17 protein-coding genes and 1 tRNA gene are annotated in these 18,225 nt (G+C 67.4%); 11 read left to right on the top strand and 7 right to left on the bottom strand.

Features of this window, described 5'->3' with window-relative positions; genetic code table 11:
- Nucleotides 1-9 precede the first annotated feature (9 nt).
- Nucleotides 10-783: a sensor domain-containing protein gene (locus tag CWS39_RS16690; protein WP_142386861.1), complete on the top strand. Its 774-nt coding sequence runs from the start codon at nucleotides 10-12 to the stop codon at nucleotides 781-783.
- On the opposite strand, the gene CWS39_RS16685 is transcribed toward CWS39_RS16690, so the two are convergent.
- The 3 genes from CWS39_RS16685 to CWS39_RS16675 form a co-directional block, all read right to left on the bottom strand.
- A complete protein-coding gene (locus CWS39_RS16685) occupies nucleotides 780-2,447 on the bottom strand; it encodes a serine/threonine-protein kinase PknH/PknJ (RefSeq protein ID WP_102144047.1) in 1,668 nt (555 codons plus the stop codon). The two genes, CWS39_RS16690 and CWS39_RS16685, sit on opposite strands and share 4 nt — an antisense overlap.
- Nucleotides 2,447-4,216, bottom strand: coding sequence for a serine/threonine-protein kinase PknH/PknJ (locus CWS39_RS16680; RefSeq protein WP_102144046.1), 1,770 nt, complete (start codon nucleotides 4,214-4,216; stop codon nucleotides 2,447-2,449). Before CWS39_RS16680 ends, CWS39_RS16685 begins: the two co-directional genes overlap by 1 nt.
- Nucleotides 4,217-4,282: 66 nt before the next feature.
- Nucleotides 4,283-4,365 (bottom strand) — tRNA-Leu (locus CWS39_RS16675).
- A gap of 261 nt (nucleotides 4,366-4,626) precedes the next feature.
- Between CWS39_RS16675 and CWS39_RS16670 the strand changes: the two genes are divergently transcribed.
- The 7 genes from CWS39_RS16670 to pknB all read left to right on the top strand — a co-directional run bounded on the left by CWS39_RS16670 (nucleotide 4,627) and on the right by pknB (nucleotide 14,114).
- Entirely contained in the window at nucleotides 4,627-6,006 is a 1,380-nt protein-coding gene (locus CWS39_RS16670) for an FhaA domain-containing protein (RefSeq protein WP_102144045.1), read from the top strand.
- 151 nt (nucleotides 6,007-6,157) lie between these two features.
- Nucleotides 6,158-6,625 (top strand): FHA domain-containing protein FhaB/FipA, encoded by a 468-nt coding sequence (locus CWS39_RS16665; RefSeq protein ID WP_102144044.1) that lies wholly within the window; start codon nucleotides 6,158-6,160, stop codon nucleotides 6,623-6,625.
- Nucleotides 6,622-8,112: a PP2C family protein-serine/threonine phosphatase gene (locus CWS39_RS16660; protein ID WP_102144043.1), complete on the top strand. Its 1,491-nt coding sequence runs from the start codon at nucleotides 6,622-6,624 to the stop codon at nucleotides 8,110-8,112. The genes CWS39_RS16665 and CWS39_RS16660 overlap by 4 nt, the downstream gene beginning before the upstream one ends.
- Entirely contained in the window at nucleotides 8,109-9,521 is a 1,413-nt protein-coding gene (locus CWS39_RS16655; protein WP_102144042.1) for an FtsW/RodA/SpoVE family cell cycle protein, read from the top strand. Before CWS39_RS16660 ends, CWS39_RS16655 begins: the two co-directional genes overlap by 4 nt.
- Nucleotides 9,518-10,993: a D,D-transpeptidase PbpA gene (gene pbpA, locus CWS39_RS16650; protein ID WP_102144041.1), complete on the top strand. Its 1,476-nt coding sequence runs from the start codon at nucleotides 9,518-9,520 to the stop codon at nucleotides 10,991-10,993. The genes CWS39_RS16655 and pbpA overlap by 4 nt, the downstream gene beginning before the upstream one ends.
- Nucleotides 10,993-12,240 (top strand): protein kinase domain-containing protein, encoded by a 1,248-nt coding sequence (locus CWS39_RS16645; RefSeq protein WP_102144040.1) that lies wholly within the window; start codon nucleotides 10,993-10,995, stop codon nucleotides 12,238-12,240. The genes pbpA and CWS39_RS16645 overlap by 1 nt, the downstream gene beginning before the upstream one ends.
- Complete coding sequence (gene pknB, locus CWS39_RS16640) at nucleotides 12,237-14,114, top strand: Stk1 family PASTA domain-containing Ser/Thr kinase (RefSeq protein ID WP_102144039.1); 1,878 nt, start codon at nucleotides 12,237-12,239, stop codon at nucleotides 14,112-14,114. Before CWS39_RS16645 ends, pknB begins: the two co-directional genes overlap by 4 nt.
- Here the strand turns inward: pknB and CWS39_RS16635 are convergent.
- Nucleotides 14,092-14,766 carry an aminodeoxychorismate/anthranilate synthase component II gene (locus tag CWS39_RS16635; protein WP_102144038.1) on the bottom strand — a complete coding sequence of 225 codons (675 nt, stop codon included), beginning with the start codon at nucleotides 14,764-14,766 and terminating at the stop codon, nucleotides 14,092-14,094. The genes pknB and CWS39_RS16635 overlap by 23 nt on opposite strands.
- A gap of 79 nt (nucleotides 14,767-14,845) precedes the next feature.
- Complete coding sequence (locus CWS39_RS16630; protein ID WP_102144037.1) at nucleotides 14,846-15,595, bottom strand: DUF881 domain-containing protein; 750 nt, start codon at nucleotides 15,593-15,595, stop codon at nucleotides 14,846-14,848.
- 77 nt (nucleotides 15,596-15,672) lie between these two features.
- On the opposite strand from CWS39_RS16630, the gene crgA reads away from it, so the two are divergent.
- Nucleotides 15,673-15,954, top strand: a complete 282-nt coding sequence (gene crgA, locus CWS39_RS16625) for a cell division protein CrgA (protein WP_102144036.1) — start codon at nucleotides 15,673-15,675, stop codon at nucleotides 15,952-15,954.
- Between the two features lie 155 nt (nucleotides 15,955-16,109).
- Complete coding sequence (locus CWS39_RS16620; protein WP_102144035.1) at nucleotides 16,110-16,529, top strand: PH domain-containing protein; 420 nt, start codon at nucleotides 16,110-16,112, stop codon at nucleotides 16,527-16,529.
- 13 nt (nucleotides 16,530-16,542) lie between these two features.
- On the opposite strand, the gene CWS39_RS16615 is transcribed toward CWS39_RS16620, so the two are convergent.
- Nucleotides 16,543-17,070, bottom strand: coding sequence for a peptidylprolyl isomerase (locus tag CWS39_RS16615; protein WP_102144120.1), 528 nt, complete (start codon nucleotides 17,068-17,070; stop codon nucleotides 16,543-16,545).
- Between the two features lie 73 nt (nucleotides 17,071-17,143).
- Here CWS39_RS16615 and cwsA point away from each other — a divergent pair, with 73 nt between their 5' ends.
- Entirely contained in the window at nucleotides 17,144-17,566 is a 423-nt protein-coding gene (gene cwsA, locus CWS39_RS16610; RefSeq protein WP_102144034.1) for a cell wall synthesis protein CwsA, read from the top strand.
- Between the two features lie 113 nt (nucleotides 17,567-17,679).
- On the opposite strand, the gene CWS39_RS16605 is transcribed toward cwsA, so the two are convergent.
- The gene (locus tag CWS39_RS16605) at nucleotides 17,680-18,093 is read right to left on the bottom strand and encodes a DUF6262 family protein (RefSeq protein ID WP_102144033.1); all 414 of its coding nucleotides are present in this window, start codon (nucleotides 18,091-18,093) and stop codon (nucleotides 17,680-17,682) included.
- Nucleotides 18,094-18,225: the final 132 nt, after the last annotated feature.

Raw genomic sequence — 18,225 nt, 5'->3', positions numbered from 1 at the left:
GTCGGTCCGGTGAGGGCCGTCACCGGGATGCCGCTGCGGCCGACGGCCGGGTTACGGGACAATCGGACCGTGCTCCTCGTGAGATCGCGCGCCGCCGCCCTTGTCCTGCTAGTCCTGGCCTGCACCGTGGCCTCCTGTACCACCACCGTGGAGGGCACGGCGCGCTACGCCGGCACCAAGCCGTCCGATGGCAAGCCCCTGGTCAAGAACTCGCAGCTGCCCGAGCTGCTGCCCTCGGCCGCCGAGATGGGCAAGGTGATGAAGGTCCCTGGCCTGTTGGTCGCCCTCAAATACCGCAAGCTCGAGTCGGTGCCCGAGGATGCGATCTCAGACCCGCACTGCATGGGCGCGGTGTTCGGCACGGTCGAATCGGTTTACCGCGGTTCGGGCTACGAGGGCGTCTACGGTCACCGCCTGCTGGATCCGGCCGCGCTGACCGCCGGCCGCATGGACGCCGGTGTGGTTACGTTCGGCAGCGCTGAAGAGGCGCACGCGTTCGTTGCCAAGCAGAAGGACGCCTGGCGGGAGTGTGCGGGCAAACCCCTGACGCTCAAGGTTTCCAATCAGCAAGTCAACTGGAACGCCACTCCGCCAAAGGTTTCCAACGGCGTGAACGTCCTCTCCCGAACGCAAGAGGGGGCGGGCGGGTTCGGCTGTGCCCGCGGCCTGGCCGCGTCGTCCAACGTGGTGGCCGATGTGGTCGCCTGCAGTGACAACAGCCACTCAGTCGCCGATCACGCCTCGGCGATCGTCAACCTGATCCTGGACAGGGTGACGAGCTAGCCCGAGATCTTGGCGGCGATCTCGTTCACCAGCCGGACCGCTTGTCCCACAGCGTCGTCCGGGCTGCATGCGAGCGTGTCGATCGCGACGTTGTTACGCACGCCTAGTGCGCGGCCGCAGAGCCAGCCTTGGGCGCCTTCCAAGATCTGTGTCATAGTGAGGGTTCCGTCGTCGGTGGTACTGAATGCGCCGAAAATGATGCTCACTAATCCCGGGGATCCCGGCGACTCGTATTGGACCGTACGGTTGGCGCATCGCTCCCAAGTGCCCATCTGCGACGCCCGGAATCTATCCGCGAGATCGGCGGACGGGAAACCCACGATGGCTTGAAATGCCTGATACGGCAAGGGCGGTTGCCCGGTGCCGGGCGCGCTGAGGGGCTGCTGCGCGACGCTGACCCAACCACTGCCGGCGTAGACGAGTCTCTGCCCCGGCGCCCACGGTCCGGCGCACTCTTTGTCCGGCATGTACTGGGCGTCACCGCCCATGTTTGTCGACACCTGCTCGGGATTCATGCCCACTCCCATGATCACACTGACCTGTTCCGTTGTGAGCATTAGGCTTTCGAGATCGGACACCGGCACCGGCGGCGCCGACGTCGTCGTGGTCGATGTCGCCGTAGGCGACGAATCCGGCTGCATCGCCAACGTTGCAGTCGTGCCGACGGCTACGAGCGCTGCCGCCGCCCCGGCGGCGATCCATCTCCCCCGGCGCCGTCTGACGGGCTTGGGTTGCGTGGCGGACGGCGACCACCCGAGCTGCGTAGGCGGCGTCGGCATCACTGTCGGGGCCGCGTTTGTCGACGGCGGCGGCATCACCACCGGGATGGCCCGTCCCTCTAACGCTGCCGCCGCCGCGGCAGCGAGGTCGCCGGCCGACTGGAACCGGTGCACGGGATCCTTGGCCATCGCGGTGGCGATCACCTGGTCCCACGCCTGCGACAATTGGGGCACGTACTGGGTGACGCGCGGCGGCGGCTGCTGAAGATGGGCCATCATCATCGCCGGCACCGGAACGTCGTCGCCGAACGGCGTTCGGCCGGTCAGCAATCGAAACAGGCTACAGCCCAACGAATACAGGTCAGCGCGCCCGTCGATCGGCATGCCGCTGAGCACTTCGGGTGCCGCATAGGGCACTGTCGCCAGCACCGAACCGGTTACCGTCAAGCCGACGTCATCAAGAGCGCGCGCAATTCCGAAGTCGCCCAACAGGACTCGCTCCACACCGCCTTCGCTGGAGAGCAGAAAGTTGGCGGGTTTCACATCGCGGTGGATGACGTTCTGTTGATGCGCGTAGTCGAGCGCCTTAGCGACCTCGGCGACGATGAACACCGCCCGGGCCGGTGAGATGGCTCCCGCGCGCAGTGCGTCGTCGGCATCTGTGCCCTCGACGTACTGCATGGTGATCCACAGCTGTCCATCGTCGGTCTCTCCGCGGCTGTAAATCTCGACGATGTTCGGGTGCACAAGGCTTGCCGCGACGTCTGCCTCGCGCATGAACCGGGCGCGAAAGTCGTTGTCGCGGGACAACTCCGCGGACAACACCTTGAGCGCTTCGCGACGCGGTAGCACCGGGTTGGCCACCAGGTACACGCTGCCCATACCACCCGCGCCCAGTACCCCCTCGACGCGATATCCCGCGATCACCGATCCGGCGGACAGCATCACTTCTCCTGTTGGTCGATCCGGGCGACGATGTCCCGCACTATGGTGACCGCGTGGTCGCCAGGCAGGATGGTGCAGGCCTGCACGTCGATCACCACATTGTTGCGAACGGCCAACGCGTGGTTGCAGTGCTGGTCCGGCGGTGACACGTCCATGCGCTGGCTAACCAAAAGTATTCCGTCGTCGCTAGTAACAAGTGGGCCGAAATCCATCCGGACTGGAGGCGCTGCCGAATAGCTGAAAGTGATTGCGCGGTTGGCGCACTGCGCCCAATCCTGCGATTGCCCGTCCATGAACTGCTTGGCTTGCTCGGCGGTGAGGAATGCTGCCACGGAAAGTGTCAGTTGGGTGAGCTTGCGGGCGTCGTCGTGGTCAGTGATTGACTGCACCTGCATTGCGCGATAGCCGCTGCCCTCATAGACAGCGTTCTGGGCGGGCATCCACACGCCGACACATTCCTGCGGCGTCGGATTGCCACTGGTGAAGGTGGCGAGCGGGCTGCTCGCGTCGACCACAAGATTTGTGCCGCCGACGATCGGCGCGAGTTCGGCGAGCGGCGGCAGCAGTTCAGGCAGCGCCGACACCGGGACGGGTGGCGGGGTCGACGAAACCGACGTGGTGGTCTCGGGTTGTGCAGTGTCGTCAGAAGATCCGCGGTTCATGCTCAGCGCCGCGACGGTGCCCCCGGCTAAAAGCACGGCCGCCGCGACCGCAACGAGGATCCAAGCGCGCGGACGTCGACGGCGTGAAGTGGCCGGGCGCGGCTGAACGCTCGGTGGGGCGGCCGCGCGAAACTGTGTCGGCTGCGCGGCCGGACTCATCATCGTGCTCGGTCCCGACGGCGACTGCCACCACTGCTGCCCTGCAGGCGGATTCGGATACGACATCACCTCGCGGCTCGGCAGCACGGTCCACGGCACCGTCGTCTCGGTGGCGCGATCGTCCAGCGCCGCCCGGGCTGCCCCGGCGAGATCGCCGGCGGTCTGGAACCGCTGGGCGGGATCCTTGGCCATCGCGGTCGCGATCACGCCGTCCAGTTCCGGTGGCAGACCAGGCACGCGTTCGGTCACCCGAGGCGGCGGTTGATGCAGGTGGGCCATCATCACCGCGGCCGGGCCGTTCGCGCCGGCGAACGGTGTCTTGCCGGTCAGGAGACGAAACAGGCTGCAGCCCAACGAATACACGTCGGAACGGCCATCGATGCCGGTGCCGGCGAGCACCTCGGGCGCGGCGTAGGCCATCGTCGCGATCAGCGCGCCGGTGGCCGTCAGCCCGACGTCGTCGAGCGCACGCGCGATCCCGAAGTCGGCCAGCAACACCCGCTCTGTGTCACCGACCGGGCCGGACAGCAAGAAGTTGCCGGGCTTGATGTCGCGGTGCACGACGTTGTGGCGGTGGGCGTAGTCGAGTCCCTTGGCGACCTCGGCGACGATGTGCACCGCGCGCGCCGGCGTCATGGTGCCCGCCCGCAGCGCGGCGTCGGCGTCGGTGCCGTCCACGAACTGCATCGCGATCCACAGCTGGCCGTCGGTCTCGCCGCGGCTGTACACCGAGACGATGTTCGGGTGGTTGAGCCGGGAGGCGACATCGGCCTCGCGGATGAACCGGGCGCGGAACTCCGGGTTGCGCGACAACCCGGCGGAGAGCACCTTGAGCGCATCACGACGGGGCAGTTCCGGATTCTGGGTGAGGTAGACGGTGCCCATACCGCCCGAGCCGAGCACGCGCTCGACGCGGTACCCCGCAATGACCGCCCCGACCGGATGCATACGGGTTATCTAAGCGGGCATCGGCGCGCGCCGTGGCGCCGAGTGGCTACTCGGCTCAGTCGTGTGTGGGCGAAGGGGGACTTGAACCCCCACGTCCCGAAGGACACTGGCACCTGAAGCCAGCGCGTCTGCCATTCCGCCACTCGCCCCAACAACCCGGGGGAGCCTATCAGACCGGCCACCCCGTCTCCCAACCGTACCGATCGCCGCGCACAGTTCGCCAGCAAGCGTCCAAATCATCAAGATCACCGCTGCTGACCTGCCGCGATGGGATTCTCAGAGTTCTGTTGGTCCCGCTGCGCTGTGCAGGGCCGATACCATGCATGTAAGCAATGTGGCCAGGCGACACGCGGGCGGATCAACGCGTGAGCAGGACCGACGGACAACGACGACAGAGGGCGGGCGGTGATATGGGTCTAGTGGACCGTATCGAGCGCAAACTCGAATCGACCGTCGGCGATGCCTTCGCTCGCGTCTTCGGCGGATCGATTGTGCCGCAAGAAGTTGAGGCGCTGCTGCGCCGTGAAGCCGAGGCCGGGGCGCGGGAAGTGGGCGGCGGTCGCATTTTGGCCCCGAACGATTACGTCATTACCCTCAGTGTGCCTGACTACCAGAAAGTGAGCGCCGATCCTGACGTCACGTCTACCGTTTTTGCCAAGCATCTTCAGGGTTATATCCATGACCAGGGGTGGCAAACGTATGGTGATGTGGTTGTCAGGTTCGCGCAGTCGCCGAACCTGCACACCGGACAGTTCCGTGCACGTGGAGCGGTCAACCCCGACTCGACCACTGGCGAACCCGCCCCAGCACAACCAGACCGTGCGTTCATCTCAGAGGTAGGAGTACCACCGATGACTGACAATCCGAGCTACCGCGGCGGCGGCCAGGGACAGGGGCGGCCGGCCGACGAGTACTACGACGACCGCTACCCGCCGCAGGATGATCCCCGCGGCCAAGATCCACGCGGCGCGTATCCGCCGCCACCGGACCAGGGCGGCTACCCCGATCAGGGTGGCTACCCTCCTCGCGGCGGCTACCCCGACGACGCCGGCTATCCGGAGGGCGGCTACCCCGATCAGGGCTACCCGCCGCAGTCCTACGAGCGTCAGCCGGGTGGCTACGGCCCGCAGGGCGGCTACCCGGATCAGGGCTATCGCCAGGCGCCCGGCGGCTATCCCCCGCAGGGCGGCGGATATGAGCAGGACTACCGCCAGCCCCCGGCCGGCTACGGCCGTCCCGAGCCGCGCCCGGCGTACCCCGACCAGGGTGGCTACCCTGATCAGCCCGGCTACGGTCAACCGGCCGGCGGCGGCTACGGGCAGCCCGCAGGTCGCGACTACGGCCAGCCGGACTACGGCCGCGGCTACGCTGAGCCCCCCGCCGCAGCCGGGTACGGCGAGCCCGGTTACGCCGAGCCCGCCGGCCGTGACTACGACTACGGCCAGCCTCCCGCGGGCGGCTACGGTCAGCCCGGCGGCTACGGCGGCGACTACCCGTCCACCGGCACCACCGTCACCCTGCAGCTCGACGACGGCAGCGGGCGCACCTATCAGCTGCGTGAGGGCGCCAACATCATCGGCCGTGGCCAGGACGCACAGTTCCGGTTGCCCGACACCGGGGTGTCCCGGCGGCATTTGGAGATCCGCTGGGACGGCCAGGTCGCGTTGCTGAGTGACCTCAACTCCACCAACGGCACGACGGTGAACAATGCGCCGGTGCAGGAGTGGCAGCTGGCCGACGGGGACGTGATCCGGCTGGGCCACTCTGAGATCATCGTCCGCGTTCACTGAGTTCTCGAACCGGTCGCGGCGGGGTGAGAAGCTGTCCGCTTCACCTTCACTTCGCTGGCCGTCCAAGTATCGTGACGTTGCCACGGGTGGCCGAGCCGAGGATCGGTGTCGTGTTTGGGGCGCGACGTAACGGGGACGGAGAGGACGTCGGATGCAGGGATTAGTTCTGCAGCTGACGCGTGTCGGTTTTCTGTTGCTGCTCTGGCTGTTCATCTGGTCGGTGCTGCGGATTCTGCGCACCGACATCTACGCCCCCACCGGCGCGGTGATGGTGCGCCGGGGGCTCGCACTGCGCGGGTCACTGCTGCCGAACCGGGCGCGTCGCAGCGTCGCACGCCAGCTCGTCGTCACCGAAGGCGCGCTGGCCGGCACCCGCATCACCCTGGGCTCACAGCCGGTGTTGATCGGGCGCGCCGACGACTCCACGCTCGTGCTCACCGACGACTACGCGTCCACCCGTCATGCCAGGCTGTCCCCGCGAGGTTCGGAATGGTATGTGGAAGACCTAGGATCAACGAACGGCACATACCTTGACAGGGCGAAGGTGACGACGGCGGTACGGGTTCCGATTGGCACGCCGGTTCGAATCGGCAAGACGGTAATCGAGCTGCGCCCGTGACACTCGTCCTCAAGTACGCCGCTCGCAGCGACCGTGGGCTGGTCCGCGCCAACAACGAAGACTCGGTGTACGCCGGTGCGCGCCTGCTGGCCCTGGCCGACGGCATGGGCGGGCACGCCGCCGGCGAGGTCGCCAGCCAGCTGGTGATCGCCGCGCTGGCCCACCTGGATGACGATGAACCCGGCGGCGATCTGCTCTCCAAGCTCGACGCCGCGGTGCGCGAAGGCAATTCGGCGATCGCCGCGCACGTCGAGGCCGACCCCGAGCTCGAGGGTATGGGCACGACGCTGACCGCAATCCTGTTCGCGGGCAACCGGCTTGGCCTGGTGCACATCGGCGACTCGCGCGGTTACCTGCTGCGCGACGGTGAGCTCACCCAGATCACCAAGGACGACACGTTCGTCCAGACCCTGGTAGACGAGGGCCGCATCACCCCGGAGGAGGCGCACAGCCATCCGCAGCGCTCGTTGATCATGCGGGCGTTGACCGGACATGAGGTGGAGCCCACGCTGATCATGCGCGAGGCCCGCGCCGGCGATCGCTATCTGCTGTGCTCCGACGGGCTGTCCGATCCGGTCAGCCACGAGACCATCCTCGAGGCCCTGCAGATCCCCGATGTCGCCGAAAGTGCAGACCGCCTCATCGAATTGGCGCTGCGCGGCGGCGGACCCGACAATGTCACCGTCGTCGTCGCGGACGTCATCGACTACGACTACGGCCAGACCCAGCCCATCCTGGCCGGCGCGGTGTCCGGCGACGAGGACACGGTGCCGCCGAACACCGCGGCAGGACGGGCGTCGGCGTTCAACCCGCGCCGCAACGAGCCCAAAAGGGTTGTGCCCCAGCCCGAAGAGCCCGTGAAACGTCCGCGCTCGCGGCGCCGGATGCTCATTGCCGCGGTGCTGGTACTGCTCGTGGTGCTCGCCGGGCTGGCCATCGGCCGCGAGATCGTGCGCAGCAACTATTACGTCAGCCAGCATGACGGCACGGTGTCGATCATGCGCGGCGTGCAGGGCTCGTTTCTCGGCTACGCACTTCAGCAGCCCTATCTGCTGGGGTGCCTCAACGCGCGAAATGAGTTGTCGCTGATCAGCGCCGGGCAATCCCGCGACAACCTGGACTGCCGGATGCTGGGCGTCAACGACATGCGTCCGTCCGAGCGCGCCCAGGTGGTGGCCGGCCTGCCGTCGGGCAGCCTCGACGAGGCCATCGCCCAGATCGAGGAGCTGGCCCGCAGTTCGGTGCTGCCCATCTGCCCGCCGCCCGCACCGAAAACCAAGGCTCCCACGCCCGTCCCCCATCTGCCGACTCAAACCCCCGGCGCGCCAGCCACTCCCGGCCTGCCGGAGGACTCCCCCGCGCCGGAGACGCCACGCACGATCATCCCGCCTGCGCCGACATCGCCCGCTCCGGCCCCGCCCCCAACGGTGACGGCCCTCCCCCCTCCCCCACCCGAACCGGGCACCAATTGCAGGGCGGTGTCGTGACGACGCAGCCCCAGTCACCGGTGACCGTGATGCCGCCGCTGCCCAACCGGCGCAACGCGGAGCTGTTTCTGCTCGGCTTCGCCACCGTGATCACCACGGTGGCACTCCTGCTTGTCGAAGCCAACCAGGAGCAGGGTGTGCGCTGGGACCTGGCCACCTACATCGCCGGCTACATGGCGCTGTTCGGCTGCGCACATGTGGCGGTACGGCGATTCGCGCCGTACGCCGACCCGCTGCTGCTTCCAGTGGTCGCCCTGCTGAATGGGTTGGGGCTGGTGATGATTCACCGGCTCGACCTGGCCGAGGGTGACCTGACGTCCGACGGCCTCGGCGGCACCGCCAGCCAGCAGATGCTGTGGACGCTCGTCGGTGTGGCGGCGTTCGCACTGGTGGTGATCTTCCTTCGCGACCACCGGGTGCTGGCCCGCTACGGATACGTCTGCGGCCTCACCGGGCTGATCCTGCTGGCGATACCGGCCGTGCTGCCCCGCTCGATGTCCGAGCAGAACGGCGCCAAGATCTGGATCGAGTTGCCGGGCTTCTCAATTCAGCCCGCGGAGTTCTCCAAGATCTTGCTGCTGATCTTCTTCGCGGCGGTGTTGGTCGCCAAGCGGAGCCTGTTCACCAGCGCCGGAAAGCATTTCCTGGGAATGGATTTGCCGCGGCCGCGGGACCTGGCGCCCCTGCTGGCGGCGTGGATCGCGTCCGTCGGCGTGATGATCTTCGAAAAGGACCTGGGCACGTCGCTGCTGCTGTATGCGTCGTTTCTGGTGCTGGTGTACGTCGCCACCGACCGGCTCAGCTGGGTGGTCATCGGACTGGCGCTGTTCGCCGCGGGAAGCGTTGCGGCATATTACGTTTTCGACCACGTCAAGGTCCGCGTGCAGACCTGGATCGACCCGTTCGCCGATCCCGACGGCGCCGGCTACCAGATGGTGCAGTCATTGTTCAGCTTCGCCACCGGCGGCATCTTCGGCACCGGGCTGGGCAACGGACAACCCGGCACGGTGCCCGCCGCCTCCACCGATTTCATCATCGCCGCGGTCGGTGAAGAGCTCGGCCTGGTCGGGTTGGCGGCCGTGCTGATGCTCTACACCATCGTGATCATCCGCGGTCTGCGGACTGCGATCGCGGTGCGCGACAGCTTCGGCAAGCTTTTGGCCGCCGGGCTGGCCTCGACGCTGGCGATCCAGCTGTTCATCGTCGTCGGCGGCGTCACCAAGCTGATCCCGTTGACCGGGCTGACCACCCCGTGGATGTCCTACGGTGGCTCGTCGCTGCTGGCCAACTATGTGCTGCTGGCGATCCTGGTCCGGATCAGCCACGCCGCGCGCCGACCGATCGTCACCACCCCGCAGCAGTCCACCCCGATCGCGGCGGCCAACACCGAGGTGATCGAAAAGGTATGAACACCTCGCTGCGCCGCATAGCAGTCACGATCATGGCGCTGATCGTGCTGCTGTTGGCCAATGCCACGCTCACCCAGGTGTTCACCGCCGACGGGTACCGCTCGGATCCGCGCAACCAGCGGGTGCTGCTCGACGAGTACTCGCGCCAGCGCGGCCAGATCTCGGCGAGCGGCCAGCTGCTGGCGTACTCGGTGTCCACCGAGGGGCGGTTCCGCTATCTGCGGGTCTACCCCGACCCGCTCACCTACGCCCCCGTCACCGGGTTCTATTCGCTGCGCTATTCCAGCAGCGGACTGGAACGCGCGGAGGACACCATCCTCAACGGCTCCGACGAACGCCTCTTCGGGCGGCGTCTCGCCGACTTCTTCACCGGGCGTGACCCCCGCGGCGGCAACGTCGACACCACCATCAAACCCGAAGTGCAAGAGGCTGCCTGGGACGCCATGGCCAACGGGTGCAACGGTCCGTGCAAGGGCGCGGTGGTGGCGCTGGAGCCGTCGACGGGCAAGATCCTCGCGATGGTCTCGGCGCCGTCGTACGACCCCAACCTGCTGGCCACCCACGACGTCGACAAGCAGTCGCAGGCCTGGCAGCAGTTGCGCGACGACCCAGCGTCCCCACTGCTGAACCGGGCGATCTCCGAGGTGTACCCGCCGGGTTCCACGTTCAAGGTCATCACCACCGCGGCCGCATTGCAGGCCGGTGCCACCGTCGACACACAGCTGCCCGCCGCGGCGCGAATTCCGTTGCCGGACAGCACCGTAACGCTGGAGAACTTCGGCGGCGCGCCATGTGGTGGCGGGTCCACGGCGGCGCTACGTGAGGCGTTCGCGAGATCGTGCAACACCGCGTTCGTCCAGCTCGGCATGGACGTCGGCGAGCAGGCGCTCAAGGACGCCGCGCACGCGTTCGGCATCGACGCGCCGCCGGCGCCGATCCCGCTGCAGGTCGCCGAGTCCACCGTCGGCACGATCCCCGACGCCGCCGCGTTGGGCATGTCGAGCATCGGGCAGAAGGACGTCGCGCTCACCCCGCTGCAAAACGCCATGGTGGCCGCCACCATCGCGAACGAAGGGGTCACGATGCGGCCCTTCCTGGTCGATAGCCTGAAAGGGCCGGACCTGACCAACATCAGCTCGACCGCTCCGCAGGAAGAGCGCCGGGCGGTGTCACCCCAGGTCGCGGCTACACTTACGGACTTGATGGTCGCCGCCGAGCAGGTGACGCAGCAGAAGGGAGCCATCGCCGGCGTGCAGATCGCTTCGAAAACCGGCACGGCGGAGCACGGAACGGATCCGCGCAACACCCCGCCACATGCCTGGTACATCGCTTTTGCGCCGGCCCAGGCGCCGAAAGTTGCGGTCGCGGTGCTGGTGGAGAACGGCGGCGACCGCTTGTCGGCAACCGGCGGCGCACTGGCCGCCCCGATCGGACGCGCCACCATCGCGGCGGCGCTGCGGGAGGGATCGTAATGAGTCCGCGGGTCGGAGTCACGCTGTCAGGCCGGTATCGGCTGCAGCGGCTCATCGCGACCGGCGGCATGGGCCAGGTGTGGGAAGGCGTCGACTCCCGGCTGGGTCGTCGCGTCGCGATCAAGGTGCTCAAGGCCGAGTATTCGACGGACCCTGAGTTCGTCGAGCGGTTCCGCGCCGAGGCGCGTACCGTCGCCATGCTCAACCATCCCGGCATCGCCAGCGTGTACGACTACGGCGAAACCGAGATGGACGGCGAAGGCCGCACCGCGTACCTGGTGATGGAGCTGGTCAACGGCGAACCGCTGAACTCGGTGCTCAAGCGCACCGGGCGGCTGTCGCTGCGGCACGCGCTGGACATGCTCGAGCAGACGGGCCGCGCCTTGCAGGTCGCGCACACCGCGGGTCTGGTGCACCGCGACGTCAAGCCCGGCAACATCCTGATCACCCCGACCGGGCAGGTGAAGCTGACGGACTTCGGCATCGCCAAGGCCGTCGACGCCGCGCCCGTCACGCAGACCGGCATGGTAATGGGCACCGCCCAGTACATCGCGCCCGAGCAGGCGCTGGGCCACGACGCCACCGCCGCCAGCGACGTGTACTCGCTGGGAGTCGTTGGCTACGAATCTGTTTCGGGCAAGCGGCCGTTCACCGGCGACGGCGCGCTGACGGTGGCGATGAAGCACATCAAGGAGACGCCGCCACCGCTGCCCGCGGATCTGCCGCCCAATGTCCGTGAACTCATCGAGATCACCTTGGTGAAGAACCCCGGGATGCGGTACCGCTCCGGCGGGCCGTTCGCCGACGCCGTCGCCGCGGTGCGCGCGGGTCGGCGGCCACCGCGACCCAATCAGGCGCCGTCGATCGGGCGTGCGACGCCGGCGGCGGTCCCCTCGGCCGCGCAGGCCCGCGCCGCCGCGGATCTGACCGGGCGGGCGCCGGCCACCGCCGCCCGCGTGCGCCCCGCCACCGGCAGTCACCGTCCGCCGCCGCCGCGCCGCACGTTCTCGTCGGGTCAGCGCGCCCTGCTGTGGGCCGCCGGGGTGCTCGGCGCGCTGGCGATCGTCATCGCCATCCTGATCGTGCTGAACGCCCAAGACCGCAAGGACCGTGAGACGCCGCCGCCCACGGTGACCGACACCGTCACGCAGACGACGCCGTACGAGTCCCCGGCCGCACTGCCGAGTGTCAGTGACGGCCAGATCGGGGTAATCCGGCTTCACACCCCAGAACAGACCGCGACATGACAACCCCACAGCAACTGTCCGACCGATATGAACTCGGCGAGATCCTCGGCTTCGGCGGCATGTCCGAAGTTCATCTGGCACGCGACCTGCGACTGCACCGCGACGTCGCGATCAAAGTGCTGCGCGCCGACCTCGCCCGCGACCCCAGCTTTTACCTGCGGTTTCGCCGGGAGGCACAGAACGCGGCGGCGCTGAACCATCCGGCCATCGTCGCGGTATACGACACCGGCGAGGCCGAGACGCCGACGGGCCCGCTGCCCTACATCGTGATGGAGTACGTCGAGGGCGTCACACTGCGCGACATCGTGCACACCGAAGGCCCGATGCCCTCCAAGCGGGCCATCGAGGTAATCGCCGACGCCTGCCAGGCCCTGAATTTCAGCCACCAGCATGGCATCATCCACCGCGACGTCAAACCGGCCAACATCATGATCAGCAAGACCGGCGCGGTGAAGGTGATGGACTTCGGCATCGCCCGGGCGATCGCCGACAGCGGCAACAGCGTCACCCAGACCGCCGCGGTGATCGGCACCGCGCAGTATCTGTCGCCCGAGCAGGCCAGCGGCAACACCGTCGACGCCCGCTCCGACGTGTACTCGCTGGGGTGTGTGCTGTACGAAATCCTCACTGGCGAACCACCTTTCGTCGGCGATTCGCCGGTCGCGGTGGCCTATCAGCATGTCCGCGAGGATCCGATTCCGCCGTCTCAGCGGAACGCCGACATCTCCCCCGAACTCGACGCCGTGGTGCTCAAGGCGCTGGCGAAGAATCCGGACAATCGCTACCAGTCCGCCGCGGAGATGCGCGAAGACCTGGTGCGGGTGCACAGCGGGCAGCCGCCGGAGGCGCCGAAGGTGCTGACGGACGCCGAGCGGTCGTCGCTGTTGGCCTCCAATCCGACGAACGACCGCACCGAGCCGATCCAGCACATGGTGCGCCCACAGCCGGCCTACCCAGACCGTGACCGCGGCGGGTCGGTCGGCCGGTGGGTGATCGCGGTGGCGGCGCTGGCGGTGCTCACCGTGGTGGTCACCATCGCCATCAACATGATCGGTGGTAACCCCCGCGACGTGCAGGTGCCCGATGTGCGCGGCCAAGCCTCCGCGGACGCGATTGCGGCGCTGCAGAACCGCGGGTTCAAGACCCGCACGGAGAACCATCCGGACTCCACGGTGCCGCCCGATCACGTGATCAGCACCGAACCGGAGGCCAACACCTCGGTCGACGCCGGCGACGAGATCACCGTCAACGTCTCCACCGGGCCCGAGCAGCGCGAGGTGCCCGACGTGTCGTCGCTGTCGTATGCCGAGGCGGTGCGCAAACTGACCGACGCCGGGTTCGGCCGGTTCAAGCAGTCGACGTCACCGTCGACGCCGGAGATGAAGGACAAGGTGATCGCCACCAACCCGCCGGCCAATCAGACGTCGGCGATCACCAACGAGATCACCATCGTGGTGGGTTCGGGTCCCTCGACGGGTCAGGTGCCGCTTGTCAAGGGTCAGACGCTGGAGCTGGCGCAGCAGAACCTGACCGCGTTCGGCTTCGCCCGCTCGGTTCCGGTCGAGGTCGACAGCACTGAGCCTGCGGGCCAGGTTGTCGGCACCATTCCCGGTGCGGGAGAGACGGTTCCGCAGGACACCGTGATCCAGATCCAAGTGTCGCGAGGCAATCAGTTCGTCATGCCCGATGTGCGCGGCATGTTCTGGACCGATGTCGAACCGCTTCTGCGTGCGCTGGGCTGGACCGGTGTGCTGGTGAAGGGCGCCGACGTGCCCAACAGCGGGCAGCGGACCAATGCCGTCGTCACCCAGAATCCGGCGCCGGGCACCGGGGTCAACTTCGGCAGCAGTATTACGCTGAGCTTCGCGTCGTAGCGGCCCGAACCGCTTGGGCCACTTCGTCTTCGAGCTGACGGACCAGCGCCTCGGCGGGTGCTTGTCCGCAGTAGCCCAACCAGTTGGCCAGCATCCGGTGGCCGCCCTCGGTGAGGATCGACTCGGGGTGGAACTGCACGCCGTGGATCGGCAGGCCGGTGTGGCGCACCGCCATGATGACGCCGCCCGGTGTGCGAGCGATGACCTCGAGATCGGGCGGAACGGTATCGGGCAGGATGGTCAGCGAGTGATAGCGCGTTGCGGTGAATGGGTCCGGAAGTCCTTGCAGCACACCGGTATTGGTGTGATGCACGATGCTGGTCTTGCCGTGCAGCAGTTCGGGTGCGCGGTCCACGGTGGCGCCGAATGCCACGCCGATGGCTTGGTGCCCCAAGCACACGCCCAGCAGCGGGGTGCGTGCCGCGGCGCAGGCATTGACCACGGGGATGGATGCGCCGGCCCGTTCGGGCGTGCCCGGGCCGGGGCTGAGCAGCACGCCGTCGAACTCGCGCATCGCGGTGGCGATGTCGTCGTTGGTGGCCAGCCGCGCGTCGTCGTTACGCCACACCTGCACGTCGACACCGAGCTGGCCCAAGTACTGGACCAGGTTGAAGACGAAGCTGTCGTAGTTGTCGACGACCAGAACCTGCATCAGGCCAGGCTACCTAGTGCGATTTCGGCGCGCCTGGTCGCGCTCACCACGACTGCGCGCGCCGAAATCGCTGGTTAGCTCAGTAGCCGATCGGGCCCGCCGGCTCGGCAAAGCGCATGCGCACGGGTTCGGTGTGGCCCACGAGTTCGACGAGCGGTCGCGGCTCTTCGGTGTAGCCCAAGCCGAACCGCACCACGTACTGCTTGTACAGCGTGACCAGCGGTGCGGCGGCCAGCGCGGCCTGCATGCGCGCGGCGTCGCCGAGCGCGGTGATCACGTAGGGCGGACTGTACGTGCGCCCGTTGAGCAGCAATGTGTTGCCCACACAGCGCGGCGCGGACGTGCCGATGATCCGCTGGTCCTGCATCTGGATGCCCTCGGCGCCGGCGCTCCACAAGGCGTTGAGCACGGCCTGGATGTCTTGCTGATGCACCACCAGATCGTCAGGTGACGCATCGCGGGGGAACCTGCCCTGCGCGTCGCGCTGGGCGTCATTGAGAGTGACGACGAGACCGGGACCGCGCATCGGGTCCAGGCCCGCGGCCGCGGTGAGGCTGGCCGACCGCCTGGTGATGGCGGCCAACGCCGCGTCGGCGCTGGGAGACCCGCCGTGTTGGGTGTCGATCGCCGTCACCAGGGCGTCGCGCTCGGCGGTCAGTCGGTCGACGGACTGCTGGGCCTCACGCACCAGGTCGACCAGCCGGGGAGCGTCACTGCGGCGGATCTCGTCGCCGCCGGACACGCCGTGGGTGGCTGCCAGCAGCAACCCGGCCAGCAGACAGACCAGCGGCACGCCGAACCGCCAGGGCGACCGCCTGTTCTGCTCCATCGGTTGAACTCCCGCCGCCGGGCCTACGTTAGGCTCGTAGTGCAATCCTGCTTCATCGTCGCACCGCGAAGGTACCCATGCCCAAGTCCAAGGTCCGCAAGAAGAACGACTTCACCGTCAGCCCGGTGAGTCGGACGCCGGTCAAGGTCAAAGCTGGACCGTCCAGCGTGTGGTTCGTGGTGCTGTTCGTGAGCCTGATGCTCATCGGGCTGCTGTGGCTGCTGGTATTCCAGCTGGCCGCGGGAGGATCGAGCACGCCGACCGCTCTGCAATGGATGACCGAACTGGGGCCGTGGAACTACGCGATCGCGTTTGCTTTCATGATCACCGGTTTGTTGCTCACCATGCGCTGGCGCTAACCGAAGCAAGCGCTCGTTTGAATTCATCTCGTGTTCCACGCGTTACTGTTTCAGCAACGTCATGCATGTCCAATCACACGGGTGTGATTCATCCCCATTGGGGATAGCACCTGTGGATAACCTCGTTAGCAACGGTAAGAGGGTGTTAAGAACCCGTGCAGCAAACTGAGTGGAGTCCGTCGACGCTGGGTATCGTGGGTTCCGGTATATGCGGACTTATAATGGCTGTCGCCTCTGTGACACTAATCACAGATCCGCCTGGACGGCTTCTAACCGGGATTGCCGCAGTGGGACTGCTTGTGTTTGCAACGCTCTCGTGGCGCGCGCGACCAAAACTGGCAATCACTGACGACGGACTGCTAATCCGCGGATGGTGGCGGACAGAGGTACTTGAGCGTAGTGATATCAAGATCATTCGCATCACGGAATTTCGTCGCATCGCCCGCAAGGTGCGCTTGCTGGAAATCGACATCGTCGACGATCGCCTGCTGGTCTTCACCCGATGGGACTTGGGCACCGACCCGCTGAATGTTCTCGACGCGCTCACCGCGGCCGGTTACGCCGGCAGCGGCTAGCCTGCGCTCGCGTTTATGACACGGTGATCGAGTCGATCACCACCGGCTCGGTAGGCCGATCGTTGCGGTCTGTCCCGGTGCTGGCGATCGCATCGACGACCTTGCGCGATTCGGGGTCGACGACCTCACCGAAAATGGTGTGCCGGCGATTGAGATGCGGCGTCTTGCCGACCGTGATGAAGAACTGCGAGCCGTTCGTGCCCGGGCCCGCGTTGGCCATCGCCAGCAGGTAGGGCTTGTCGAACTGCAACTCGGGGTGGAACTCGTCGGCGAACTGGTAGCCGGGGCCGCCGCGGCCGGCGCCGGTCGGGTCGCCGCCCTGGATCATGAAGCCGTCGATCACGCGGTGAAAGATTGCCCCGTCGTAGAACGGACCCGACGTCCCGCCCGACGCATTCTCGGTGCTGTACTCCTTGGTGCCCTGCGCAAGGCCGACGAAATTGGCGACGGTCTTGGGAGCGTGGTTTCCGAAGAGAGCGATCTTGATGTCGCCGCGGTTGGTGTGCAGCGTCGCGGTCGCTGTCTGAATGGGGCTCGTCACGGGATGCCAGTGTGCCACGTCGCCAACAGTGGCAGGCTAGGGGAGTGCCTAACCGTCGGCAGAAGGGCGAAACGTGAGCGCTACAGCGAAGACTCGGCTGACCCCACGCGAGCGGCTGAGGCGCGGTCTGACGTACACCGCCGTCGGGCCGGTCGATATCACGCGCGGCACCCTGGCGCTGGGCCTGCACGGCGCACAGTCGGCCGGCGGTGCGATTCGTGAGCGCTACCGCAAGGGCCGGCTCGCCGATCAGCTCAAGGAGGCGCAGGAAACGATCGCCCAAGAGCTGTCCGCCGCCCAGGAAGTGGTGGCCAGCCTGCCCGAGGCGTTCCAGGAGGCGCGCCGGCCCACGCGTCGCCGTCGGCCGCTGCTGTTGATCGGGGTGGGTGCGGCGGTGCTGACCGGGGGAGCGGTGGCGTTCTCGATCATCCGGCGGTCGATGCAGCCGGAGCCGTCGCCGCGGCCGCCCAGCGTCGAAGTGGCACCAAAACCGTAGTGCCGCTTGAGATTACGTGGAGCCTAGGGGAATCGNCCGGGTTATCTGTAGGAAGTCGTCGACGGTGGTGGGCTGCGCTGTGGCCCCGTTGGTTCTGGTTGGGTCCGGTCCGGCTATGACGGATGCGGTGTCGCCGCAGGGATGCGGGATTCGAGGAGTCGGCTGCGAAGTGCTTCGTTCTCGGTGCGAAGCTGCGCGAGTTGTTCGGTGAGTTCACGGTTGCGGGCGATCGCGGTGGCGAGTTTGGTGCGTAGCGATTCCAGGCTTGCCGCGCGCCCTGTTGCGGCCGTCGCCGTGGTGGTCGTGGTGGTGCGGAGGTTGGTGATGTCGTCGCGTAGTTGGCTGTGCTGGTAGAGGAAGCTGGTCGATACACCGGCGTCGCGGGCGACGTCGACGAAGGTGACGGGCTGACCGGTGTTTCGCAGTCGGGTGATCGCGCGGCGGGCGCGGGCGGTGGCGTCGGTGGTGCGGGCGGCGGCTGCTGCGGTCCGGCGTGCGGTGCGGCGTTCGCGGTCGTCGGCGCTCACTGAGGTTCCTGCGTGGTGTTCGGGTCGATTTCGCTGATCAGTTTGGAGACCTTGTCGAGCATCGCCGTGTTCAATTCGACGGCGGCTGCGTCGCCGCGCTCGTGAGCGTCGGCGGTGAGGCGTTGCAGTTGG

Source organism: Mycobacterium hubeiense (assembly GCF_002838065.1).
GTDB lineage: Bacteria > Actinomycetota > Actinomycetes > Mycobacteriales > Mycobacteriaceae > Mycobacterium > Mycobacterium hubeiense.
The sequence above is the reverse complement of the archived record's forward strand: the minus strand, read 5'-3'. Positions and strand labels throughout refer to the sequence as shown.

Excerpts from the sequence above, each read along its gene's own strand:
- CWS39_RS16680 (WP_102144046.1), bottom strand. The coding sequence starts at position 4,216 with ATGCATCCGGTCGGGGCGGTCATTGCGGGGTACCGCGTCGAGCGCGTG.
- pknB (WP_102144039.1), top strand. The coding sequence starts at position 12,237 with ATGACAACCCCACAGCAACTGTCCGACCGATATGAACTCGGCGAGATC.
- CWS39_RS16635 (WP_102144038.1), bottom strand. The coding sequence starts at position 14,766 with ATGCAGGTTCTGGTCGTCGACAACTACGACAGCTTCGTCTTCAACCTG.
- CWS39_RS16645 (WP_102144040.1), top strand. The coding sequence starts at position 10,993 with ATGAGTCCGCGGGTCGGAGTCACGCTGTCAGGCCGGTATCGGCTGCAG.
- CWS39_RS16630 (WP_102144037.1), bottom strand. The coding sequence starts at position 15,595 with ATGGAGCAGAACAGGCGGTCGCCCTGGCGGTTCGGCGTGCCGCTGGTC.
- crgA (WP_102144036.1), top strand. The coding sequence starts at position 15,673 with ATGCCCAAGTCCAAGGTCCGCAAGAAGAACGACTTCACCGTCAGCCCG.
- CWS39_RS16665 (WP_102144044.1), top strand. The coding sequence starts at position 6,158 with ATGCAGGGATTAGTTCTGCAGCTGACGCGTGTCGGTTTTCTGTTGCTG.
- CWS39_RS16670 (WP_102144045.1), top strand. The coding sequence starts at position 4,627 with ATGGGTCTAGTGGACCGTATCGAGCGCAAACTCGAATCGACCGTCGGC.
- pbpA (WP_102144041.1), top strand. The coding sequence starts at position 9,518 with ATGAACACCTCGCTGCGCCGCATAGCAGTCACGATCATGGCGCTGATC.
- CWS39_RS16685 (WP_102144047.1), bottom strand. The coding sequence starts at position 2,447 with ATGCTGTCCGCCGGATCGGTGATCGCGGGATATCGCGTCGAGGGGGTA.